We start from the raw sequence: 22,781 nt of genomic DNA, 5'->3' as shown, positions 1-22,781 counted from the left end.
CATTTGAGTATTTACTCAAGAGTTTCTCCATTGAAATTTTCATACAAAGGTGGTGATTTTTTATCTCCTTTACTTTTTTTAGGTTTACTAATATTGTCACGTTTAACGTTAATATTGCTATTTTTACTACCTCCAACATGTTGATGATCAGGCATCTTTAACACTCCTTTCAAATTAATTTAGGTTCTATTTTCAAACCACATCTAATATTTTTACCTTAATAATCTCATTTGCTACTAACTACGTTACATGTACTTTATTATTTTCTCTCATTGCAAGAATAATTATACCTAGAAAGCAGATTTAAAATTCATTTTAGCATAGACTTATAAAAATCTTTATCTATTTATTTTATAAACAATGTAAAACTTAGTAACAATTTCTTTGAATCTCCATAGTATATATTAAAGTAACTTTAATTATAGGATTTTAATATTATTACCACTTATTTGTTTGTTTCTATCCCCCCCATAAAAAAACCACCGCTCTATTAAATAGATTGGTGGTTTTATCATTATTATTGAAATATTTATTTATATATGGAATATATATTTGACTGTAGATAATATATATGTATAAGCAAGTAATTGATGAGGTGTATTAAATGGATGATGACTTAAAAAAAATAATCCATGACGAAATTAATGAACCGCTTAATAATATTGTTGATGTTTTCACTCCAAAGCCTAAAAAAGCAGATTACAAACTAATGGTCCTTTGGTTTCTAGTTGGCTTTTTAGCTATATTATTACTTTACTATGGTTATGAAATGATTTTCATTTATTTTTAGTGTATTTTCACTCTATAATATGATTTAATAAAACAATTTTATAATTTCTTATAAAAAAATGAGGCATCTATGATTATAACATAGATACCTTATTCCTATAATTAAATCATCTTCTGAAATATAGTTAAAATGGTGCATAACCCTGCTCTGACCACCATTCTTCTTTTAGCTCTTCATACTGCAATGAAAATTTATCCAAATGGATTTTTTCCCATTTAATTAAAATATTAAATAGTTCCTTTGCCTTTTTAATTCCCGTCTCTTTAGCAGCCTTTGTATAGTATTCTATTGATGCTTTTTCCATTTGTATTCCAATACCAAAAGCAGATACTGCAATGCCAGCATCCTTTCTATCAAGGTTCTCCCATTTAAAAATTGCTGGAGAAGCTGGTTCTGGAATTAATGCCAATTGAAAATCCACCACATTATCATCTTTAACCTTATTAAATAGATCTTTTAACCAGACTACATGTTGCATCTCTTCCTGCGCAAGTTCCAAAAAAGCGTTTTTCACCTCAGCGGAACTAGAATTATTCGCTGCCATATTATAAAATTCATACCCTTCTATCTCGTTTATAATAGCTTGTTTTACAATCATAAGTTCTTGATTATTCACTAATATCTCCTCCTAAATATATTATTAAATTATCATCTTTGATGTTACATTAATAAATAAATATTAGTTATTTATTAATAATTAATATTTATTTATTATGTTAGCATATTTTGAAAAATAATACAACAATTATGTTTTTTCACTTTAACGTAGGCAAACCATTATGCGCCTTTTAATAAATATAGATAAAATTAAATTTTCCCAATCTTGTTATAAAATTATAACAATTGTGTTAAAATAATTGAGAACGTAAAAGAAAGTATACTAGGGGGTATTACAAGAGATGAAAAAACTATTGAAAAAAGCATTTATTTTATTGTCATTTTGTATTTTATTATTATCTGCACATACTTCATATGCATTTGAACCAAATAATGATCAAGTAGTTAGTGCAAATAAAGTCTGGAATATTCAATTTAATAAAGAACTTAAATATGATGATGCAACACAGAAATCTATTACCGTAATAGATAGTGTTGGGAAATTAATAAATACAAAATTAGAACTAGGAAAAGATCTGAAATCTATTTTAATTAAACCACCAGTAAAAGGATATGCACTTGGAGAATCATATACCTTGAAAATTGCTGCAGACATTTATTCAAAAGATGATATGAAACTTTCCAAGCCGCTTCAAATGAATTTTAAAACCAATAATAATCTGCTTGTAGAAAACAATGAAAACCTTAAGGTTATTTTTAATGACAATTGCATTAACCTTTTAGATAGTGGTTGGAGTAGAAATTCTGAAAATACACAAAGCAACTTTATAGGCGATACTAGTGATCATAATAACTATTATACTCATGTTCCATATGAACAATATTTGTTTTATAATAACTCTCAAAATTCAATTTCAAAAATAAGTAAAGATGTAGAAATAGGCGCTGGGCCTTTTAATATAGAATTCGACGCTAAAATGACTGATTTGCAAACTCCAAGTAAAAATGCAAACTGGAGAGGCTTTGCAATAGATATAATTGCTAATAATAAAAGGTACCGCTTAAGCCTTAATAGCAAAGACTCAGATAACAAAATAAAAATAAACTTAATGAATAAAGCATCAGGAGATGGTTCTTTTCAAACCGTTGATGCATATTTACCAAAAGATAATAATATTCATAGATGGTCTATCAAAAATAATGGAAATAACAATATTTCCATATTATTAGATGGAACTAAAATAGCCAGCTTCAATGACCCACAATTAGCAAGTACTGGTCTTTCTGATATGGTTGTTTTATATAATGATATGACTGATGCACTTACTGGTATAAATCAAATCTATATTGAAAATTTTGCTATAACGAAATCCCTATCAATAAAAGATTGTACTGTAACAGCTGATGAAAATAATCAAACTGTAAATGCTTCCATAGCTATGACTATTGAGGATGAAAAGCTTATAAAGGAAAAACATTATGTAGTTAAATGTGCCTTATACAAAAATGATAAAATTGTAGCAGAAAATACAAAGACACTAGACAATAAAAATATCAGTTTTGTCCTTAGTAATATAACCCAATCTGGCGAAATGAAGCTTGTACTTACAGTTATTGCAGTTGACAAGAAAATTGAGGAAATATCAAAAGTTGTTACCCTTAATGTTAAGACAATTAACTTAGAGCCAGGTCAAACTGTAAGTTCCCAGCCAGGAAAAGTATACTTATATAATAAAATAGATAAGATGTTGGCAAACGATCAAAATGACGCTCCTCACTCAGGTTGGGGACTAGAGACTTACAAAGATTATGACTCAAATGAAAATGGAACAATACTTGAAAATGTAGAAAATGCTCTTCCCATAAATATGCCAGTAAAACTAAATGGCTGGTTTAGGGTTTATGTTGGATATGTTACAGGTACTGAAAGCTTTAAAATAAGTCAAACAGATGGCTCTTCCACACTTCAAATAAAGGGTGATATTTCTCTTGAATCTAAGGAGTTATACGGTGATCAGTTTATTAATGAGAAATCTACAATAATATCAAATTTTAATAATAGCTCAATTAAAATTTCTCCAAACCCATCTCAAAGAGCAAGGATTGCTTATATTAAATTAGTAGGTTTAACTAAGGAACAGATCTCAATATATGAAAAACAATCGGATAATAAAAAAACAGCTCTATATGATTTTGATGGATATTCTGGTTTTTTTGATGGGTCATACCCTGATATTGAAACTCTTAAAAGTAAAACGGTAGATATTTTTACTGGAAAAAATGTTGGAGAATTAAATTGGTGTTTAGGAACTACTGGCATGTTAAATTATAATAGTAAATATGCTGGCAACGCTTTTGAAGGTTTAGAAATATATGATGACCAACTTAGAGATGGTGATAGGTTAGCAAAAAATCAAATATTAAACATCTTAAGTTCTGGTAAATCCCCTTTAGAAATCATTGCTGATAGAGGCAGGGAAAAAGGATTGAAGGTTAATGCTTCACTTAGAATGGATACATTTTATAGTCCATTAATTTACGGATTTTTAAATGGTGCTATGTATAATAAATTTTATAATTTTACTCAACCTGGAAGCTTTTACTTAGACTATTACTATCCAGAAGTCAGAGCTTACATAAAAAATGTACTAATGGAAGCAGCATCTTTTAATAATGTGGGAGGCATAACATTGGATTTTTGTAGGTATCCTACACTCTTCGGTGAAAATCGTTCAAATGAGGAAAAGATACGTATTATGAATGATTTTTTACGAGATTTAAGAAAAGACCTACCAAAAGACAAAACCATTAACATAAGAATACCTTATAATGACCCCATTAAATATGGTTATGATATTAATACTTGGATTAAAGAAGGTTTGCTTAATAGATTAATACCCTCAAGCATTAGTCGCGAGGAATATTTCAACATTAAACCTTATGTAGACATGGTTAAAAACACCAATGTACAATTATATATTGGTATTTCTGCAGATGTTAGTGGGCATGATATAACAAAGCAAGAAGAAGAATTAGTAAAACAAGGTCTATACGTAAATAATAAAGTTTATTTGGATGTCCAACAGTATTTGCTACGAGCTTATGAAGTATATAAAGCTGGTGCTGATGGAGTATTTTTATTCAACTCAAGTTCTAGCCTTCTCGTGGATAACAATGCGCCAATTGAATCAACCTTCTTAGGTGATAAAACATTAATTCAAAAGTGGCGTGAATTTGATTATGTATCAGGCTTTATGATAAATAAAATTAATGTTCAAAAGCCCACCTTTTAAGTACAATATAAGTATTTATTTATTTTCAATAATATACGGATTATTATAAGCATGCCTTATGATAATCCGTATATTTTTTTATACAAAAATTAAATCTCTTATTTCACAAAAGAAGTCCTTGACAGTTTATGATTAACATGATATATTAAGGTCATAAACTAGTTGCATGCAATTTAATTTTACATATTTAAATTGATGCAAACTAATATATTGCTATATAAGAAAAAACATATAAAGGAGGATTATTAAATTATGAATATTTATGACTTTAAATTTAAAACTATCGATGGAGAGGATGCAGCCTTAGATAAATTCAAAGGCAAAGTATTATTAATTGTAAATACTGCAAGTAAATGTGGTTTTACACCTCAATATAAAGATTTACAAAAACTATATGAGAAATATAATGCTAAAGGCTTTGAGATACTAGGTTTTCCTTCTAACCAGTTTGCAGACCAAGAACCTTCAAACAATGATGAGGTAAAAAACTTTTGTGAAATTAATTTTGGAGTAACTTTCCCACTTTCTGAAAAAGTTGAAGTTAGAGGTAATGATGCACACCCAATATTTAAGTATTTGACACAGCAAGTAGCCTTTGGAGGCTTTGATATGAATAACCCAAGCGGTAAAATGTTACATTCATTTTTACAAGAAAAATTTCCTGATTTTCTATTAGGTGATTCAGTTAAATGGAATTTCACTAAATTTTTGATAGACAAAAGTGGTAATGTTGTAGAAAGATTTGAATCTCCTATAGAACCAATGGAAATTGAAGGTAACATTAAAAAGCTTCTATAAAACCCATTAAATTTATCCATCTCATTAATTTTACTAGTGTGGACGTAGAACATATTTTCAAGCTATAATATATGTTTTATGTTCATACCTTTTTTTATTTTAATGACATTTCTATAAGTGCGTGTCATTAATATTACAGCGTCTAAGATGATGATTTAATAAACTATAAAGGAAGTGATTAAAATGAACTATGAACCACTTAAATTAGATAACCAATTATGCTTTGCTCTATATGCTTGTTCCCGTGAAATAACAAAATTGTATAAGCCCGCCCTAGATAAACTGGGTATAACCTATACTCAATATATTTCTCTTTTAGTATTATGGGAGAAAGATAATATAACAGTAAAAGAGATGGGAAAAAAATTACATCTTGATTCTGGCACCTTGACTCCACTATTAAAAAAATTAGAATGTATGGAGCTAGTAAATAGAACTCGAGATACCGTAGATGAAAGAAAAGTATTTGTTAAGTTAACCCAAAAGGGTATTGAATTAAAAGAAATGGCCATTGAAATACCAAATAGAATCCTTTGCTCTACAGGACTTACTCTTCAAAGTGCAGAACTTTTGAAGGAAAATATCACTTCACTATTGCTAAGCTTAACTCCTAGCTATAATAGCAAATAAAAAATATACGGTGTGCTTAATGTATTTATTACATTAAGCACATTGTATATTTTTTTACATTCATAACTTTCTTCCCACTTTTCATTTAGAATTACAATTGATACTGCTTTCAATGCATATTATAGCATCATGGATTTTTTCAAATATAATCCCAACCACAATCCATACTGGTGCATAACCCAATGTAATTATTCCACCTATTGATAATGTTTTATTTTCATAGTTCCAAGGACACACACCTAAAACAGATTTAAGCAGTAGTCCGCAAAGTAATTCTACTGCAAATATAAGAACCATGTATATACCTCCCCGAGCTATAAGCGGAAGATGTTTTATCCTATAATGCACCGGTTCAAGAAATACAGCAAGCCCATATATAGGAAACATCCAAATACAGGTAGTGCCCCTAAGTAAAACATCACCCCTAAGCATTGCGCCCAAACCATTCCACAAAACCTCTGCGCAGAGACCTAAAAGTCCGTATATAATAAATCTTTTCCACATAAATCTATTGTTTGTATTACTTTATAAAATATACTGCTAACTTTATTTATTAGCTTAAAAATAAAAATATATTTTTACATTTGCAGTAGATGATACTATAATAAATTTACCATTACTTTTAGAATCAACATATTTATTGTAATATAATGAAAAACCACAAATCATATATAGGTATTTATTCAAACGTAATTAAACAAGGGGCGGATTAAAATGAAATTTAATGCTAGTGTATCAATAATTCCCAAAAATCAATTATGTATATGCGGAAGTGGATTGAATTTTTCTGATTGTTGTATGAAAAAAAATCATACTTATGAAGCAATATTGTTACCTGACACTGGAAGGCAAATCATTTATGATCAAACTGAAATTATCATAGCAGTACAAAAAATAAATGGATTTATTGAATCTAGAATTGATTCAATAATTTCTGGATTATCTCCAGAGGAGGCCTCGCGGAAACTCAGGCGCCTTTACGAAAAACTTGATAATGCATTAAAGCCTATAGAGAAAGTTACTTCTTGCAAGCAAGGCTGTAACCATTGCTGTTTTTTACCAATATTATCAAGTCAACTTGAAAATGAATTAATAAAAGTTTACATGAGTGAGCATTATTCTAAAGATATGATGGCTGAATTTAATTATAAAATCAACCAAAACAAAGAAACTTTATCACGCCTTGTGCATACTAACGGTAGATTTTTGGATGAAAATTATAAATTATATGCAAACGCTAATATTCCTTGTGCCTTTTTAGACAGCAATAGCAATTGTACAATCTATTCTGTAAGGCCTTTTATATGCAGAAAATATTTAGTTTTTAATGAGCCAACCCTTTGCGAAAACACTTTAAATAAAACTGATCAGTATTATTCAACTTACCTAACTAAAGTAAAAGATTCCATAATAAAACTTAACAAGCTAACCTATGGTGATGATTTTCAATACAAACATATATTATCTTGGTTTGTTTAGGCTTAATAATTTTAAAATACCTAGCAATTATAAATGTTTAGAAAAGTGAAAAGGTCCGCTCCACCTTAAGCTGACCTTTCCAAATCTTTATCTATATAAGTTTTTCACTAAATATATTAGTTAAATTTAATTTTTCTACTTTTCCCTTTATCTTATCTATATCCAAAGTATAAAGCCCCATTTCCACCATTCTATTAAAATACTCCGCTCCTGCAAAAGTATATCTATTTGTTCTTCCTTCTTTAGAATTTATTTTTTCATTTGCATAGGCAATTATATCTCCAACGGCTAGGGCTCTTGGTAATATAAGTAGTGGCATGCCCAAATAATTCCTTATTGCATTATGTCCAGCTAAAGCACCAGTTATAATGGCTTCTGTATGACCTACAAATAATCCAGCCTTCTCACCTGCACAAAACAAATTATCCAGGCCTACAACCTTCATACTGTTTGTTCTTGGAGCTACGGATAGATACCTTATGGAGTTTCCCTTTCCCCCTGCATATGGATCTATATATTTTGCGTTTTCAAGTCCTTTAATTTTTCTTAACTTTTCCAATGGATAATACGAAGTCATTAATTTTGCATGACCTGTATCTAAAAGAATTATATTTTCTGCAAACTCTTTAAGTGCATACTGCTGACATACCTTTAGTTTAAGTTTATCCAAATTAATATCTTCTTCTGGAACTTTTAAAATAACTAATCCGGTTTCATCCAGTTGTTTAATAACATCCTCCGCTAATGAATCTTTGGCTAGTTTGCAAGAACCACTAATAGCTCCATATACATCTTCTTCTCTCTCACCCTTTAGGTCTTCAATGCCTGCTCTGTAGCTTATGCTTACCCTTGGCCCAAAAGCTGGACATCTTAAAATGCACATTGAGCATCCATTTCCATATTTTAAACAGTTACCCATTGGCCCTGTTGAACCTGTAGTTTCTATAAATACATCAGCCTGCACATATTCTCCATCTGATAAATATATTCCTTTTATTCTATTTCCTTCTTTTTCAACATCTACTATTCTTGTTATCAAGTTTATTTCTATATCCATAGCTTTTAAATATTTTAGAACTGCTGGCTCAATCTTGTTTACATCATAAAGCCAGGCATGTTTATGTCCAGGAAAGTCAATATTTTTATGTCTACTATTTCCATCAGTCAAATGTATTAAATCTCCTGCCCCTAGCGCTATCATTTCTTCTGACGCGGTATACCTTCCATTATTTCTCATTATACCACCTACATTACCAAGTCCTAAAAGCATATCTGTTTTTTCGTATAATACAACCGTAGCGCCCGCTTTTTTTGCTGCTATTGCCGCACTACAACCAGACCACCCACCACCAATTACAATAACCTTCAAAATATTCTCCTCCCCTCTAATACGTATTTAGGTTCTGTCTGCATTTTGCAGAGCCTTCTTAGTTTACGGTCATTATTTTTTCTTGTACAGCAACCACATATGCCTTCTCCACAGCACATCTTTGCATTATTACAACATGAATATTTAATATTTTCATCTATACCTTCTACGACCTTCATCAATTCATAATTTAAAACATCCGCAGCATCACAATGCACTAATTTGATATCATTATTACTAATTAAATCCTTCAATATATTATTAAATTCCTCTGTAATCTTTCCACGGCATATAGTACTTACCAGTATAACTTTTGAAGCATATTTTTCCATATATTCATTAACAAAGCTATTTTTATAGGGGGCATTATCAATTATAACGGTAATTTCATTATTATTTCCATGCAAATGTTTAAGCGGAGGTATCATAGGGGCCTGCCCTATACCTCTTGCTACAATTAAACATTTACTATTTTTAATATTATTTATGTTTTTCACACCTAAAATACCATTCCAAAATGGTGCTTTTACTAGCATCTCTTCTCCTTCTTTTAATATATCTAAGTCCTTGGTTTTTGTTCCTTTTAATTCTATAGCAATAGTTATCGTATTATTTCTCGTATCAGTATCCATTATTGATATCGGAGTATCAAACCTCGTATCTGTATCCGGGCGGCGAGCAAAAACATAACTCCCCGCATGAACCAATTCGCTTACCAATTTATCACTTACCTCAAGAGTAAATATAACAACATTATCTTCAAATTTATTTTTCTCTACTATTTTGCAATGATAATATTTCCTGCTTTCTTTAGCTTTGTAATTGTTTGAAGCATAGTCTTGATATATGCATACTCCATTCCAATTACAACAATCACAGAAATTTTTACCTGCTAGCTGCGAACATAATATACAGTCTCCTGTTTCTGCCAGACGGCAAGGACATGCTCGAAACACCAAACTGCGATGATCTCTTGTGCATTTTATACCCTCTTTTCAACACATTTTTTTATTTTTTTATAATAATGTCACAATATCCATAAAAAATTTCACGAAAATCATTGAAAATATTGTAATTTTCCGTTAAAATAGTCTTTGAAGAGAGGACTGATTACTTGAAGAAACTTTTTAAAAATTTATTACCACTGTTACTTATTGGTTCTATCCCTTTTTCTAATTTGTTTTATTGGACGCTAAATAATACCCAAAGAGGAGTTTATGACCTAACTACTGATTTAGATAGATTTTTACCACTTATAAAAGTCTTCATAATACCTTATATGACTTTATGGTTTTTCTTAGCCTTTTGTTTTGTTTATTTGTGCTTTAAAAACAGAAAAGTTTATTATAAAATTATGCTTACCTTAATCCTATGTTATGTTGTTGCTTTTATAACTTTTTATTTTTTTCAAACCACTGTAGCAAGGCCTATTGTCACTGGAGAGGATATATTCTCAAAATTAATTTTATTTACTTATAGCTCTGATATGCCTTATAATTGCTTTCCAAGCATACATGTAATTACTACATACCTAGCAGTTAAAGGGATTAATCTTACAAACGCTAATAAACGAATTAAATTTCCAGTTAATGTGGTAGGATTTCTTATTATAATATCTACTCAGTTTATTAAACAACACGTGATAATGGATATATTTTTCGCAATTTTTTTATGTGAAGTATTTTTCACAGGGATTACTTATGTAGAGGAATATTACAAAATCTACAATTCCAAAAAATCTTATAATTTATTAGAAAAAGATATTAAACAATAACGTGCAAAAGCTGCTGAATAATTTTCAGCAGCTTTTACACATTACTCGGTACATTAACATAATTTAACTATACTAAAGGCTTATAACAATTTTACCTTCTTTTAATTCTATGGATATATTTGACCCTTCACTAAATTCATTTTGGAGATACTGCTCTGCAATCTCATCCTCGATATACTTTTGAATAGTTCGTCTCAGTGGTCTTGCTCCATATTTGTCATCGTATCCTTTTTCTAATACAAAGTCCTTTACTGCGTCTGTTACGTCCACGGTAATTTTCTTTTCTTTTACCTCTTCCACAACTTCCATAATCATTAAATCTACTATTTTGCGAAGTTCTTCTTTTTTAAGAGGAGTAAATACAATAGTTTCATCTACTCTATTTAAAAATTCCGGTCTAAAGGTTTCTTTTAAAGCATCCTTCACACGGGCTTCTAAAATATCATAATTATCCTGAACAAACCCCATACTACCTGCTTTAAACTGAGTACCTGCATTGGATGTCATTATTATTACAGTGTTATCAAAGAAAACAGTTCTTCCCTGACTATCTGTTAATCTTCCATCCTCAAGAATTTGTAATAGCATATTAAATACATCCGGATGAGCTTTCTCAATTTCATCTAAAAGAATCACGCTATAAGGCTTTCTTCTGACTTTTTCAGTTAATTGGCCAGCTTGCTCATAGCCTACATACCCTGGTGGTGCACCAATCAACTTTGAAACAGTATGTTTTTCCATGTATTCAGACATATCTATACGAATTAATGCATCCTCGCTTCCAAAGAGTTCAGAGGCTAGTGCTTTAACTAGCTCTGTTTTTCCAACCCCTGTTGGTCCAACAAAAATAAAAGAGGAAGGCTTTTTCTTCTTTCTAAATCCTGAACGATTCCGCCTAATTGCTCTAGATAAACTAGCAATCGCCTCATTTTGGCCTATAACTCGTTTATGTAGTCTGTTTTCTAAGTCCAATAGCTTTTTCGCTTCTTTCTCTGTAATCTTTTGAATTGGAATTCTAGTCCATGATTCAATTACAAAAGCAATATCCTCCTGCGTAATTTTGACCTCACTGCATTTTTTCTTAATTTCAACAATATTCTCTTTTATTTTACATAGTTTCATCCTATATTCTGCAGCTTTTTCAAAGTTTCCAGTAGCTTCTGCATCATCCTTTTCATTTTGCACTTTTTCTGATTGCTGCTTTAATCCTGAAAGTTCAATAAGTCCAATATTTTTCAAATTAGCCCTAGAACCAGCTTCATCAATAACATCTATAGCTTTATCTGGAAGAAACCTGTCCGTTATATATCTTTCAGATAAGTTTACAACTTCCTCAATAATTTCATCAGATATTTTAACTTTATGATATTCTTCATAATAGCCTCTTATTCCCTTTAAAATTTCTATTGTCTCTTCTATGCTTGGTTCTTCAACTAGGACTGGCTGGAATCTTCTCTCAAGAGCTGCGTCTTTCTCTATATATTTTCTATATTCCTCGAGAGTAGTAACTCCAATAACTTGTATTTCACCTTTGGCTAAAGCTGGTTTTAAAATATTTGCTGCATTCATTGACCCACCCTGAACTTCACCAGCGCCCATAATATTGTGCACCTCGTCAATAACCAATATTATATTTCCACTTTCCTTAGCTTCTTCAATAATTGACTTCATGCGACTTTCAAATTGTCCTCTAAATTGTGTACCTGCAACAACCGCAGTGAGGTCAAGCAAATAAACTTCGGCATTAAACAATTTCTCTGGAACTTGTTTTTCTGAAATTCTCACAGCTAAACCCTCTGCAATAGCTGTCTTACCAACACCTGCTTCCCCAATTAATATGGGATTGTTTTTGGTTCTTCTATTTAAAATCTGAACTACGCGATCAATTTCTTTATTCCTCCCAACAACCTTGTCTACACCCTTTTGATTTGCTTTGTTTGTTAGGTTTATCCCATATGTCTCTAAGTGCTTTCGCTTCTTTTTAAAGGGATTCTTTTTTGACTTATCTTCTGGTGCATTCACACTCTTTGGTGAAGTTTCAATTTCCTCATCTATGAAATCTTTATTTTCATCTTTAGGTGAAAATAAGCCATTAAAAATATTACCAATAAGTTTTTTACCGTCACCATTCTCATTGCTCATATCTTCAAGCTTCATATCCTCAAGGTTCATATCTTCTAAATTCATATCTTCTAAATTCATATCTTTAAAGATATTACCCATTTGCTGATTTAAGTTTTGAATATCCTCTGAAGATATCCCAGCTTGTTGCATCAATTGATCCATAACTGGAACTCCCCTCTTTTTAGCGCATTCTATACATAAAGCTACAGTTTCAGTTTTTCCGCTTTCAATTTTTGATGTTAATATCATTGCTATATTTTTTTTACATACATCACATAACTTCATATAAATCATCTCCATATTTCATCTTGTATTAATATTATAATAGTATATCATTCTTTAATAGAATTTGTTTAGTATATTCAGGATTGTTTGTTTTTTATTAATAAATAACACTACTCATTAGTATTTAACTCGCTCTTTTCTATTTATTCTACACTTTTAACCATATTACCTTTTAAATACTAGTGTTACTTTTGGTTAAATCATCTATTAATTCGTTTATTTCTTGTAATGAAAGCTCAGGCGCTAATATTTTTAAAGCAGTCCTTGTATATAATCCATTCAAAAGTTCTGTTTCGCCCTTATTTAATTCTAAAAGAATAGTAGATTTAACCTTCATTTATATTCCCCCAAATACACTATTATATTATAGTATGCAGTTTTATCAAGAGTGTTACAAAGGTATATATAGCTAAATATATTTACTTATATAGATAACCTAAGCATATTATTTTTTTAAAATACATATCTTTATTTTGTAAAGCTATTATAGTAATTAGAGAATTTCACTTATTATATTCATTTTACCTTTTAACAAACTTTAAATCAATTATTAAGGAGTAAGTAAATTGAAAATTGCCGCTATATACTCCAGAAAATCAAAGATTACAACAAAAGGTGAATCAATAATTAACCAAATTGAACTATGCACGCATGAAGGTACTCATTTAGGGATTGAAAAATTTATAATATACGAAGATGAAGGCTTTTCAGGAAAAAATATTAAAAGACCTCAGTTTCAAAAAATGCTAAGTGATGCAAGAGAAAAAAAATTTAATGTTATTATCTGTTATAGACTAGATAGAATCAGTAGAAATATATCCGATTTTTCTACCCTTATAAATGAATTAGATAGTCTGCATATAAGTTTTATAAGCGTTAATGAACAATTCGATACCTCAACTCCTATGGGACGTGCAATGATGTATATTGCCTCTGTTTTTGCACAGCTGGAACGTGAAACTATCGGTGAGCGGGTTCGTGACAATATGTTGGAAATGGCTAAAAATGGAAGGTGGTTAGGAGGTCAAACACCTTTAGGCTATGAAAGTAAAAAAATCACCTATTTAGATTCCCAGTTCAAAGAAAAAACTATGCATACATTATCACCTATAAAAGAAGAACTAGATGTTGTAGCCTTCATATACGATAAATATTTACATTATAAATCTATTAGCCAAGTTTTTATCTGTGTTTTTCAAAAAAACATAAAAACAAAAAATGGGGCTGACTTTAATAAGAAAAGAATTCAACTTATATTAAGAAATCCCCTCTATGTTAGAGCAAATGAAGCTGTTATGAAACATCTTGAATTTATTGGAATGAATGTAATGGGAAAATTTGATAATAAGCATGGGATTCTAATTTATAACAAAAGTAAAGGAACTAAGATTAAGCGAGATATAAATGAATGGGTAGCTGCTGTTTCTACACATGAAGGAATTATTGATCCGTCTGTTTGGCTTTTAATTCAAGAAATTTTAGATGAAAATAAAAATAAAGCACCACGCCTTGGAACTTCCTCTGCTGCATTACTTACCGGAACTTTAAAATGTTCTAAATGCGGTAAAAGTATGATTGTTAAACATGGACACATTAGTGCACATTCCAATAAAAAAATTCAATACTATGTTTGCAGTACTAAAGATTATTCAAGAGGCCTTAGGTGTAACAATCCTAATATCCGCGTAGATGAACTCGAATCAATAGTTATAGAAAATTTGAAAAATGTCACACTAGACAGAAGTGTTCTGCTTGAAGAGTTAAATAAAATTAAATCTGATATGACCAAAAATAATTTTATGCATTGTGAAATAAGTAATTTACCAGGACAAATAAAAACAAAACAATCCCAAATGGATATTCTAATAAGCCAATTATCACTAGACAATGAAATATCAAAATATATAAGACCGCAAATTTTGAAATTAGGAGATGAGATAGAAAAATTAAATGATAAATATGAAAGCTTAAAAGCTACTTCATATAAATATAAAAACAATGAGTGGGATGCAAATAAATTTTTATATTCCTTAAGTAACTTTTCTTTTCTAGTAGATGTCTTAGATTTTAATGAAAAGCATCTATTAATCAATAGTATTGTACAATCAATATATTGGGATGGTACTAAAGGTATCATTAAAATAAATCTAATGTCTTTAAAAATGTAATCTCATTATCGCAGTTTAGTGTAGTTAGGACAAAATTCACTTCCTACATCAATACAATCATAGGGTTCATAACTCATAAATATAACCTCCTAAGCACTATACTATTAAAATATTTATAAATGTAAAAATTGTGACAAGTTAAATAATAATAATTAGAAATGCTAGATGAATACCTAGTCACCCCCTTGTGAACTTATCCCTAATAAATAAAAGAGTCTTATGGACTCTTTTATTTACTAGGGATAATGAAATTCACAATTTCATCTAATTTTTGTCTAAAAACATTTTTCTTTGCCACAGAATTTTTAGCTACTAGAGCCTGCGTAAACAAAAGTTTATTATTTGAATATATATCTACCCTACCGAGTTTTTCGCCTAGCTGTACTGGAGCAATTATCTCATATAGTGGCTTTTTTATTTTAATCTCAATATTTTCATCCTTCTTTACTGGAATTATAATATCTCCCTTACTTGCTATTTGAACACTAGATGCACCATTTTTTATATTAAGAGATTCCAAAGTATCATCTTTACTAATCACTTTCTTATATTCATAATTTTTCTCTATATATTTACTTATTTTTTCAGTTTCTTTCCATCTAGGGGTACAATTCAAAGTAATTATAATAACCTCTCTATTTTGAATTTTAACAGAAGTAACTAAACATTTACCTGCCTTTCCGGTAAAACCGGTCTTTACTCCTGTGGCATTTGGTAAAAGATATAGAATTTTATTTATATTATGGTAACTTCTATTAAAACCGTATTCTTTAGCATCAATATCTTTAGAACTTACTATATCATTAAATAGTTTTATTTCTTTTGCCTTTGCAGTAACCATCGCTAAATCATAGGCTGTAGAATAATGATTACTACTATCTAAGCCATGAGGAGATTCAAAGTTACTATTTAGCAATCCAATTTCTAGTGCATACTCGTTCATTAGTTTTAGAAATTCATCAACACTTCCACTTACTCCTTCTGCAATGGCGATTGCTGCATCATTTCCAGATCTTAACATAAGTCCATATAATAACTCTTTTAAGGTTATTTCTTCCCCAACCTTTAACCCTATTTCTGAACCACGTATAGATGCCGCCTTTTCTGATACAACTATTTTTTTGTTTAAATCCCCACATTTAATTGCTACAAGGCAAGTTATTATTTTTGTAGTGCTTGCAATTTCAATTGGAGTGTATGCATTTTTTTCATATAAAACAAGTTTAGAATCACAATCTAATGCTATAGAACTTATAGCGTTAACATATATATCTTCAGCATAAACATTTTGAATTAGTGACGTGAATAAAAAAAATATACTTAAAATAAGTGATAAAAATATTTTATTATTTTTCTTCATGATTTCACCTCTTTTTATATATTAGTGTATAATTTTGAATACCTATAAATAATAGTGATTTACTGATTTTTTTATAGATTTTTGGACATAATACCAATTATTAGGCATACTGGGAGGTTAACATGTTTAAAGGTATAATAGTATTTCTTTTAACCTTAACAATTATATTATTTCCAATCCCTTTGAAAATAACTCTTAAATATAAAAACAAAGTTTTGGAAATTTACATATATAATAAAAAAATAAAGGCAAAAACGCCATCTAAAGATAAAGTAAATTCAAAAATAAAAACCATGGAAAAAGAAATCGCAAAGGCAGATTTTTTAAAATCATTAACTTTTAATGATTTTAAATTAATTATTAACAAAATTAAGAATTTAAAATTCAAGCCAACAATGAGTTTAAATACTTATTTAGAATATGGTTTTGATGATGCTGCTTTTGTAGCTATTTTATTTGGCTTAATTCACTCCACCTATAGTTTTTTTTATTTACTATTACAAAAATTCACTAAAGTAAAAAAGATAGATTTAAAAGTTACCCCTCACTTTAAAGAAAATGATATTAATATGGAAATTTCGGGTATAATTTATGCCAATTTAGGGAAAATTATTTATATATCATTTGTAATGATAAGTTGCCTTATAAGTATTAAGCATAAGAAAACAAATTCTAAGAAATATAAAGGAGGAAATGTACATGGATAATCATCCAATCGAAAATTTAATGAGAACCACTATGGAGAGTATAAAAGATATGATAGATGTGAACACCATTGTAGGCGACCCTGTAGAATCTATAGATGGTACTACAATTATTCCTATTTCAAGAGTATGTGTTGGTTTTGCATCTGGAGGTAGTGAATTTAATAATATTAAACCTAGTGTTTCAAGCGATAAATACCCTTTTGGTGGTGGTTCTGGCGCTGGAGTTACCGTTAGGCCTGTTGCATTTTTAGTAGTTAAAAACGATTCAGTAAGGCTATTATCTGTAGATCAACAGAATACATATGATAGAATTGTTGATACCGTACCACAGGTTATAGATATTGTTAAAAATATGTTTAAGGATAAAGATGATAAACATACAGAAAATGAAGACAATGAAAAGTGTGATGAATAATTTAATATAAAAACTTATAAATATACCCCCCCATAATAAAGTTTTCAATATAAAAACTTTATTATGGCGAGGTTTTATAATTTTATACCTATAAATCTTTGAAAATAGTTATTCAGCTTCATTGCTTTCAATATTTGTTTGTAAATTTTCTACATTAAAATCTTCTAAGGGCGGCATTTCAGCCAGACTATAAAAATTAAAATGTTTAAGAAATTCATCTGTAGTTACATAAATTATTGGTCTTCCAGGAACGTTTTTTCGTCCACTTTCTTCAATTAACTTTTTTTCTGCTAAGGTATATATTGCTCTATCACTCTTGACACCTCTTATATCTTCTATTTCAACTCTAGTTATAGGTTGTTTATATGCAATTATTGCTAAGGTTTCAAGGGAGGCCTGAGATAATGATTGTCTAATATTGGTTTTTAACAGTTTTTGAACATATTCGCTATTACAGGGCTTTGTAACAAATTGATATTGATCATTAGTTACTATGATTTTAATTCCTCTGTCCTCTTCTTCATATTTTACTATTAATTCATTTATTAGTTCTCTTGTAAAATCATTGCTACATTCTAATATATTTGCCATAACCGTTAGTTTTAATGAATCTCCAGTAACAAACAACAAGGATTCAATAATGGAAAAATATATTTTTTTAGTAGATACCTCTTCAATGTCTAATTGTTTAATATTAAATTCATTCATTTTAATTTACCCTTTCTAAATATATATCTTTAAAAGTACTTTCCTGAATTACTCTCACACTTCTAATCTTAATTAGTTCGAGTAATGCTAAAAACGTAACAATAACTTCTATTTTTGATGAATATCCAGTGATTAACTTTGAAAAATAGACTTTTCCAAATAAATCAAGCGCTTCTTTCAATTCTAGCATTTTATCTTCTATTTTGTATTCATCTACTAATATTTTTTTATTTATAATATTATCAACGTTCATTTTATTTATATATTGTTGCATTAAATTATTGTACAAATTATACAAGTCAAGCATTGTAACATTTTTCAGAAAATCTATTTCTTTAATGTTTTTACTATCTTCTTCAATTATTTCTGGTTTCTTACTAAACATTATACCTGCTCCCTGCTCTAGCATCTTTAAGTTATCGGCTATAACTTTATATTTCCTATATTCTATTAATTTATTTAATAATTCTGCTTCTACATCATTTTCTTCTTCTTTACTATTTTCCTCTTTATTTTTAGGTAGCAATCGTTTGGATTTAATTTGGATTAAAGTTGCGGCTATAACAATAAATTCTGATGTAACCTCTAAATCCATTTCTTTCATAGTTTTAAGATACTCAAGGTACTGGTTAGTGATTTCATAAATATTAATATCATAAATGTTCATCTCATTTTTCTTAATAAGATGCAATAACAAGTCAAAGGGGCCCTCAAAATTAGTTACTTTTATACTTAATGGCATGTACACTCTCTCCTAGATAAAAATTTAATTATAAAGAAATATGGAATTTATATTAGTTTCTTTATATCAAGTTCTTTTAAGTATAGTGCATCTTTAAAAAAATAACTAGTCAGTATAAAAAATTAGCTTCTAAGCAAAGAAATTTTTGCCTAGAAGCCATAATTTTGTATTACAATAAATGTATTAATTTAAATTGCCCTATCAAACAGGTCAGTAAAATTATTTTTAATATTATCCCATACTCTAGATTTTTTTATATCTCTATCACTATAGATAATAATCTTCCCACATAATTCATTGTCAACATATATTTCACAAGCTCCAATTGCTACATCTTTTTTATATTCTGCAAGGCCTTCATCTAAAACTAATTTTTTAGTGATTTCATTTTTTTTACCTCTCTCAATAGTTATAAGAAAATTTTCTTGAGCTTTAGCTATTATAAATTTATCACCTTTTTTATTTAAAGGTATTTTTTCTAATTCTTCATCTTTTGCTATTACTTTTTTAGTTTCAAATTTAGAGAATCCATAGTTCATTAACATGCTAGCATCACTATTTCTTATTTTAAAAGTTGGAGCACCCATAATTATTGCTAACATCCTTACATTATTTTGCAATGCAGTCGCCGATATACAGTATTTTGCCTCACTTGTGAATCCTGTTTTAAGTCCATCACAACCTTTGAAAAATCTAACAAGCTTATTATGATTTACAAGACCTATAGGTGTCTTTCTGCCCTCAGTAATAGTCTCCATATAAGTTGATGAATATTTAAATATTTTAGGATGTTTTAATAACTCTCTAGACATAATTGAAATATCAAAGGCTGAGGTAAAATGTCCATCTGCACTTAGCCCTGTGCAATTTTTAAAAGCTGTGTCTTTCATATTGAGGCTTTTTGCTTTTTCATTCATCATAGATACAAATGCACTTTCGCTACCACCTAAATATTCTGCCATTGCTACCGCTGCATCATTTCCAGATGCAATAGCAATACCTTTTAAGATTTCTTCCACAGTTCTAATTTCACCAGTATCAAGTATCATACTACTTCCACCCATTTTTTTCGAGTTTTCACTTATAGTTATTTTATCTTGTAATTTAATCTTCCCTGAATCTACAGCCTCCATAGCGAGTAACATAGTCATTATTTTAGTTACTGAGGCCGGAGCAAACTTTTCATGAGAATTTTTTTCATATATTATTTTGCCACTAGACGGTTCCATTAGTATTGCCGACTTTGCTTCTACTGTAATTCCGCTGTTAACTTTATTTTCTCCTTCTGCCTTTGCTGATATGGTAAAACCCTGCGCCGTAAAAATTAACGATAACATCAAACATAATACATTTTTAATATTTCTTTTCATATGTATCCTCCTCATGTTTTTTCCGCTAGGCAACAATTATTAAATGCTGTCTACCTTGCTTAAAATTTATATCATTATTTTTACCAAGTTACCACAATATTATCACTATATATTTAAATAAAGTAAAAAAATTATAATATGTATAAAACAAAACTTGCCTTCACATTTGAAAGCAAGTTTTGTTTTATTATTTATTTTATGAATGCTTTAGCCTCTAAAAAACAAATAAAATGTAAGAACATAGTTATAAGCTAATTTGTAATTTTTATCCACTAATTTATAAACAAATATAGAGTTTTTGTAAATTGTTGTATTATTTAAATTTTGAAGTATGCAATCCACAGCTTTAGGCAATAGAACTCCAATTACTAATAAAATCACAAAGCATTTTATCGTTAGCATTACAAACCTACATAAATCCTTATTCTTCATTTACTTACGCTCCCAAGACCATTAATAAGATTTTTTATGAAATAGGGTGCAATATAAGATTCTATAATTATACCTATAAACAAGAATGCTATTAGTACAATAAATATTGCGCTATAATATATTATTCTGCTAGATATACTACTTGTCCATTGTTTATTAAACTTGTCTTTAAGTAGCATTATAGAAAATTCCATTGATACTACAGATGCGAAAATAATGCATGGAATATAAATCAAATTTTGAGGCAGAACTCCTAGTACTGCCATTCCAATCCCACTTTTTCCAAGTCCACTAATCATAAAACTAAATGTAAATCCAACTGTAAATCCCTTTAGTAAATCAATAATTATGATTATTGGTATTCCCACAATAGTTAAACCTAAAAACCAAAGAAAAATAATCACAGGTAGATTATTTTTAAGTGATTGGAAGAATATTAATTTATAACTTATGCCACTTGTATTAGAAGGGTCAATAAAATTCATCAAATAATTTACTAAATCATTTTGTTCAATTTCCCCCATGTATTTCACACTATAGATTCCTAAAATTATACCTGTAAATACACAAAGAATACTTATAATATATAGCCAAAAATTTTCTTGTATGTGTTTGTTTATATTACTTATTAGTGTATTAGATGACATAAATTAATCCCCCTTTGTTAATCATTTTTCTTATTTATTAGTATCATAATTAATTATAAAATTAACTTATTTCATATTTATGATAAGGAAGAGTGTTATATGCCTACTTAGTTTAAGATTATTTTCTTATTAAAAAAATATAACCTATGTGCATAGTGCACATAGGTTATATTTTTAATTAACTTACTCTATTTTGTAATCTTAGCTTATCAGCTACCATAGCTATAAACTCGCTATTTGTGGGTTTACCTTTAGCATTATGTATGGTGTACCCAAATATCTTATTTATAGTTTCCACTTGACCACGACCCCATGCTACTTCTATAGCATGCCTTATTGCTCTTTCTACCCTACTAGCAGTTGTATTGAATTTTTTAGCAATAGATGGATATAATTCTTTTGTTACTGCAGATAAAAGTTCAATATCGTTTACTACCATAGTTATTGCTTCTCTTAGATACATATATCCTTTAATATGAGCTGGAACACCAATTTCATGAATTATACTTGTGATTTCAGCTTCTAAATCCATTGGTTCATTGCGATTACTTTTTCTAGGTTCAGTTGTGTCAATAAAAGAGATTGATTTCTTACTGCTATCACTAGAGATTGTATTATTAAACATCTGTCTTATTCGTTTTGTAAAAACATCCATATCGAAAGGTTTTACTACATAATAATCTGCTCCCAAAGTAATGGCTCTTTGCGTTATTTTATCTTGACCTACCGCCGATAATACTATTATTTTAGGTATTGGATCAAGATCCATGCTACCTAATCTCTCTAGTACACCAAGACCATCTAAATGAGGCATTATTATATCTAGTACTACTAAATCAGGTTTTCTCTCCTTTATTAATTTGAGAGCTTCTATTCCGTCTTTTGCAATGCCTGTAACCACAATATCCCTTTGACTTAACAAATAATCATTTAATATATTACAGAATTCTTTATTATCATCTGCAATAAGTACACTAATTCTAGGTTCTTCCATATTATAACTCCCCCTTACAAATAAATTATCATTTCCCATAACTTAACAAATTATAAATTCGACAAAAGAATCTTAATTCATTCTAATATTGAAAAAAATTACAAATAAATAAATATTTATTATTATTCATAAAATAAA

23 protein-coding genes are annotated in these 22,781 nt (G+C 29.2%); 9 read left to right on the top strand and 14 right to left on the bottom strand.

The features are described from left to right. Positions 1-11 precede the first annotated feature (11 nt). The gene (locus Ctaglu_RS25025) at positions 12-155 is read right to left on the bottom strand and encodes a hypothetical protein (RefSeq protein ID WP_164944240.1); all 144 of its coding nucleotides are present in this window, start codon (positions 153-155) and stop codon (positions 12-14) included. A 449-nt stretch (positions 156-604) separates the two neighbouring features. Between Ctaglu_RS25025 and Ctaglu_RS05715 the strand changes: the two genes are divergently transcribed. Then, a complete protein-coding gene (locus tag Ctaglu_RS05715; protein WP_124998952.1) occupies positions 605-790 on the top strand; it encodes a hypothetical protein in 186 nt (61 codons plus the stop codon). A 124-nt stretch (positions 791-914) separates the two neighbouring features. On the opposite strand, the gene Ctaglu_RS05710 is transcribed toward Ctaglu_RS05715, so the two are convergent. Beyond that, complete coding sequence (locus Ctaglu_RS05710) at positions 915-1,406, bottom strand: ferritin family protein (RefSeq protein WP_124998950.1); 492 nt, start codon at positions 1,404-1,406, stop codon at positions 915-917. Positions 1,407-1,689: 283 nt separating this feature from the next. Between Ctaglu_RS05710 and Ctaglu_RS05705 the strand changes: the two genes are divergently transcribed. The 3 genes from Ctaglu_RS05705 (at position 1,690) to Ctaglu_RS05695 (ending at position 6,069) form a co-directional block, all read left to right on the top strand. Continuing rightward, a complete protein-coding gene (locus tag Ctaglu_RS05705) occupies positions 1,690-4,641 on the top strand; it encodes a glycoside hydrolase family protein (protein WP_124998948.1) in 2,952 nt (983 codons plus the stop codon). Between the two features lie 252 nt (positions 4,642-4,893). Then, positions 4,894-5,439, top strand: a complete 546-nt coding sequence (locus tag Ctaglu_RS05700) for a glutathione peroxidase (protein WP_124998946.1) — start codon at positions 4,894-4,896, stop codon at positions 5,437-5,439. Between the two features lie 183 nt (positions 5,440-5,622). Continuing rightward, entirely contained in the window at positions 5,623-6,069 is a 447-nt protein-coding gene (locus Ctaglu_RS05695; protein WP_124998944.1) for a MarR family winged helix-turn-helix transcriptional regulator, read from the top strand. Between the two features lie 81 nt (positions 6,070-6,150). Here the strand turns inward: Ctaglu_RS05695 and Ctaglu_RS05690 are convergent, their stop codons facing one another. Beyond that, a complete protein-coding gene (locus tag Ctaglu_RS05690; protein ID WP_124998942.1) occupies positions 6,151-6,573 on the bottom strand; it encodes a putative ABC transporter permease in 423 nt (140 codons plus the stop codon). 210 nt (positions 6,574-6,783) lie between these two features. Between Ctaglu_RS05690 and Ctaglu_RS05685 the strand changes: the two genes are divergently transcribed. Next, complete coding sequence (locus tag Ctaglu_RS05685) at positions 6,784-7,548, top strand: YkgJ family cysteine cluster protein (protein WP_124998940.1); 765 nt, start codon at positions 6,784-6,786, stop codon at positions 7,546-7,548. A gap of 91 nt (positions 7,549-7,639) precedes the next feature. On the opposite strand, the gene Ctaglu_RS05680 is transcribed toward Ctaglu_RS05685, so the two are convergent. Both Ctaglu_RS05680 and Ctaglu_RS05675 read right to left on the bottom strand, forming a co-directional pair. Beyond that, positions 7,640-8,917, bottom strand: a complete 1,278-nt coding sequence (locus Ctaglu_RS05680) for an FAD-dependent oxidoreductase (RefSeq protein ID WP_124998937.1) — start codon at positions 8,915-8,917, stop codon at positions 7,640-7,642. Continuing rightward, a complete protein-coding gene (locus Ctaglu_RS05675) occupies positions 8,914-9,873 on the bottom strand; it encodes a sulfide/dihydroorotate dehydrogenase-like FAD/NAD-binding protein (protein ID WP_226170961.1) in 960 nt (319 codons plus the stop codon). The genes Ctaglu_RS05680 and Ctaglu_RS05675 overlap by 4 nt, the downstream gene beginning before the upstream one ends. A 158-nt stretch (positions 9,874-10,031) precedes the next feature. Here Ctaglu_RS05675 and Ctaglu_RS05670 point away from each other — a divergent pair, with 158 nt between their 5' ends. Then, positions 10,032-10,691, top strand: a complete 660-nt coding sequence (locus tag Ctaglu_RS05670; RefSeq protein WP_124998933.1) for a phosphatase PAP2 family protein — start codon at positions 10,032-10,034, stop codon at positions 10,689-10,691. Positions 10,692-10,763: 72 nt separating this feature from the next. On the opposite strand, the gene Ctaglu_RS05665 is transcribed toward Ctaglu_RS05670, so the two are convergent. Both Ctaglu_RS05665 and Ctaglu_RS25020 read right to left on the bottom strand, forming a co-directional pair. Then, the gene (locus Ctaglu_RS05665) at positions 10,764-13,100 is read right to left on the bottom strand and encodes an ATP-dependent Clp protease ATP-binding subunit (RefSeq protein ID WP_124998931.1); all 2,337 of its coding nucleotides are present in this window, start codon (positions 13,098-13,100) and stop codon (positions 10,764-10,766) included. Between the two features lie 172 nt (positions 13,101-13,272). Then, a complete protein-coding gene (locus Ctaglu_RS25020; RefSeq protein ID WP_185732597.1) occupies positions 13,273-13,437 on the bottom strand; it encodes a hypothetical protein in 165 nt (54 codons plus the stop codon). A gap of 229 nt (positions 13,438-13,666) precedes the next feature. On the opposite strand from Ctaglu_RS25020, the gene Ctaglu_RS05660 reads away from it, so the two are divergent. Continuing rightward, positions 13,667-15,268 carry a recombinase family protein gene (locus Ctaglu_RS05660; RefSeq protein WP_124998929.1) on the top strand — a complete coding sequence of 534 codons (1,602 nt, stop codon included), beginning with the start codon at positions 13,667-13,669 and terminating at the stop codon, positions 15,266-15,268. Between the two features lie 229 nt (positions 15,269-15,497). Here Ctaglu_RS05660 and Ctaglu_RS05655 read toward each other — a convergent pair whose 3' ends face one another. After that, on the bottom strand, positions 15,498-16,628 hold the full coding sequence (locus tag Ctaglu_RS05655; protein ID WP_124998927.1) for a D-alanyl-D-alanine carboxypeptidase family protein: 1,131 nt from the start codon (positions 16,626-16,628) through the stop codon (positions 15,498-15,500). Between the two features lie 122 nt (positions 16,629-16,750). On the opposite strand from Ctaglu_RS05655, the gene Ctaglu_RS05650 reads away from it, so the two are divergent. Both Ctaglu_RS05650 and ytfJ read left to right on the top strand, forming a co-directional pair. Further along, a complete protein-coding gene (locus Ctaglu_RS05650) occupies positions 16,751-17,335 on the top strand; it encodes a DUF2953 domain-containing protein (protein WP_124998925.1) in 585 nt (194 codons plus the stop codon). Continuing rightward, positions 17,328-17,750 (top strand): GerW family sporulation protein, encoded by a 423-nt coding sequence (gene ytfJ / locus Ctaglu_RS05645; protein WP_124998923.1) that lies wholly within the window; start codon positions 17,328-17,330, stop codon positions 17,748-17,750. Before Ctaglu_RS05650 ends, ytfJ begins: the two co-directional genes overlap by 8 nt. Positions 17,751-17,858: 108 nt before the next feature. Here the strand turns inward: ytfJ and scpB are convergent, their stop codons facing one another. The 6 genes from scpB to spo0A all read right to left on the bottom strand — a co-directional run bounded on the left by scpB (position 17,859) and on the right by spo0A (position 22,643). Continuing rightward, positions 17,859-18,458 (bottom strand): SMC-Scp complex subunit ScpB, encoded by a 600-nt coding sequence (scpB, locus tag Ctaglu_RS05640; protein WP_124998921.1) that lies wholly within the window; start codon positions 18,456-18,458, stop codon positions 17,859-17,861. A gap of 1 nt (position 18,459) precedes the next feature. Then, the gene (locus tag Ctaglu_RS05635; protein ID WP_124998919.1) at positions 18,460-19,200 is read right to left on the bottom strand and encodes a segregation/condensation protein A; all 741 of its coding nucleotides are present in this window, start codon (positions 19,198-19,200) and stop codon (positions 18,460-18,462) included. Between the two features lie 188 nt (positions 19,201-19,388). Next, a complete protein-coding gene (locus Ctaglu_RS05630; RefSeq protein WP_373861662.1) occupies positions 19,389-20,537 on the bottom strand; it encodes a D-alanyl-D-alanine carboxypeptidase family protein in 1,149 nt (382 codons plus the stop codon). 240 nt (positions 20,538-20,777) lie between these two features. Next, positions 20,778-21,002 carry an endonuclease III gene (locus Ctaglu_RS05625; RefSeq protein ID WP_124998915.1) on the bottom strand — a complete coding sequence of 75 codons (225 nt, stop codon included), beginning with the start codon at positions 21,000-21,002 and terminating at the stop codon, positions 20,778-20,780. Further along, a complete protein-coding gene (gene spoIIM / locus Ctaglu_RS05620) occupies positions 20,999-21,649 on the bottom strand; it encodes a stage II sporulation protein M (RefSeq protein ID WP_124998913.1) in 651 nt (216 codons plus the stop codon). Before spoIIM ends, Ctaglu_RS05625 begins: the two co-directional genes overlap by 4 nt. A 178-nt stretch (positions 21,650-21,827) precedes the next feature. After that, entirely contained in the window at positions 21,828-22,643 is an 816-nt protein-coding gene (gene spo0A / locus Ctaglu_RS05615; RefSeq protein ID WP_124998911.1) for a sporulation transcription factor Spo0A, read from the bottom strand. Between the last annotated feature and the right edge of the window lie 138 nt (positions 22,644-22,781).

Source organism: Clostridium tagluense, assembly GCF_003865095.1.
GTDB lineage: Bacteria > Bacillota > Clostridia > Clostridiales > Clostridiaceae > Clostridium_AD > Clostridium_AD tagluense.
This window is presented reverse-complemented; position numbering and strand designations above follow the sequence as displayed.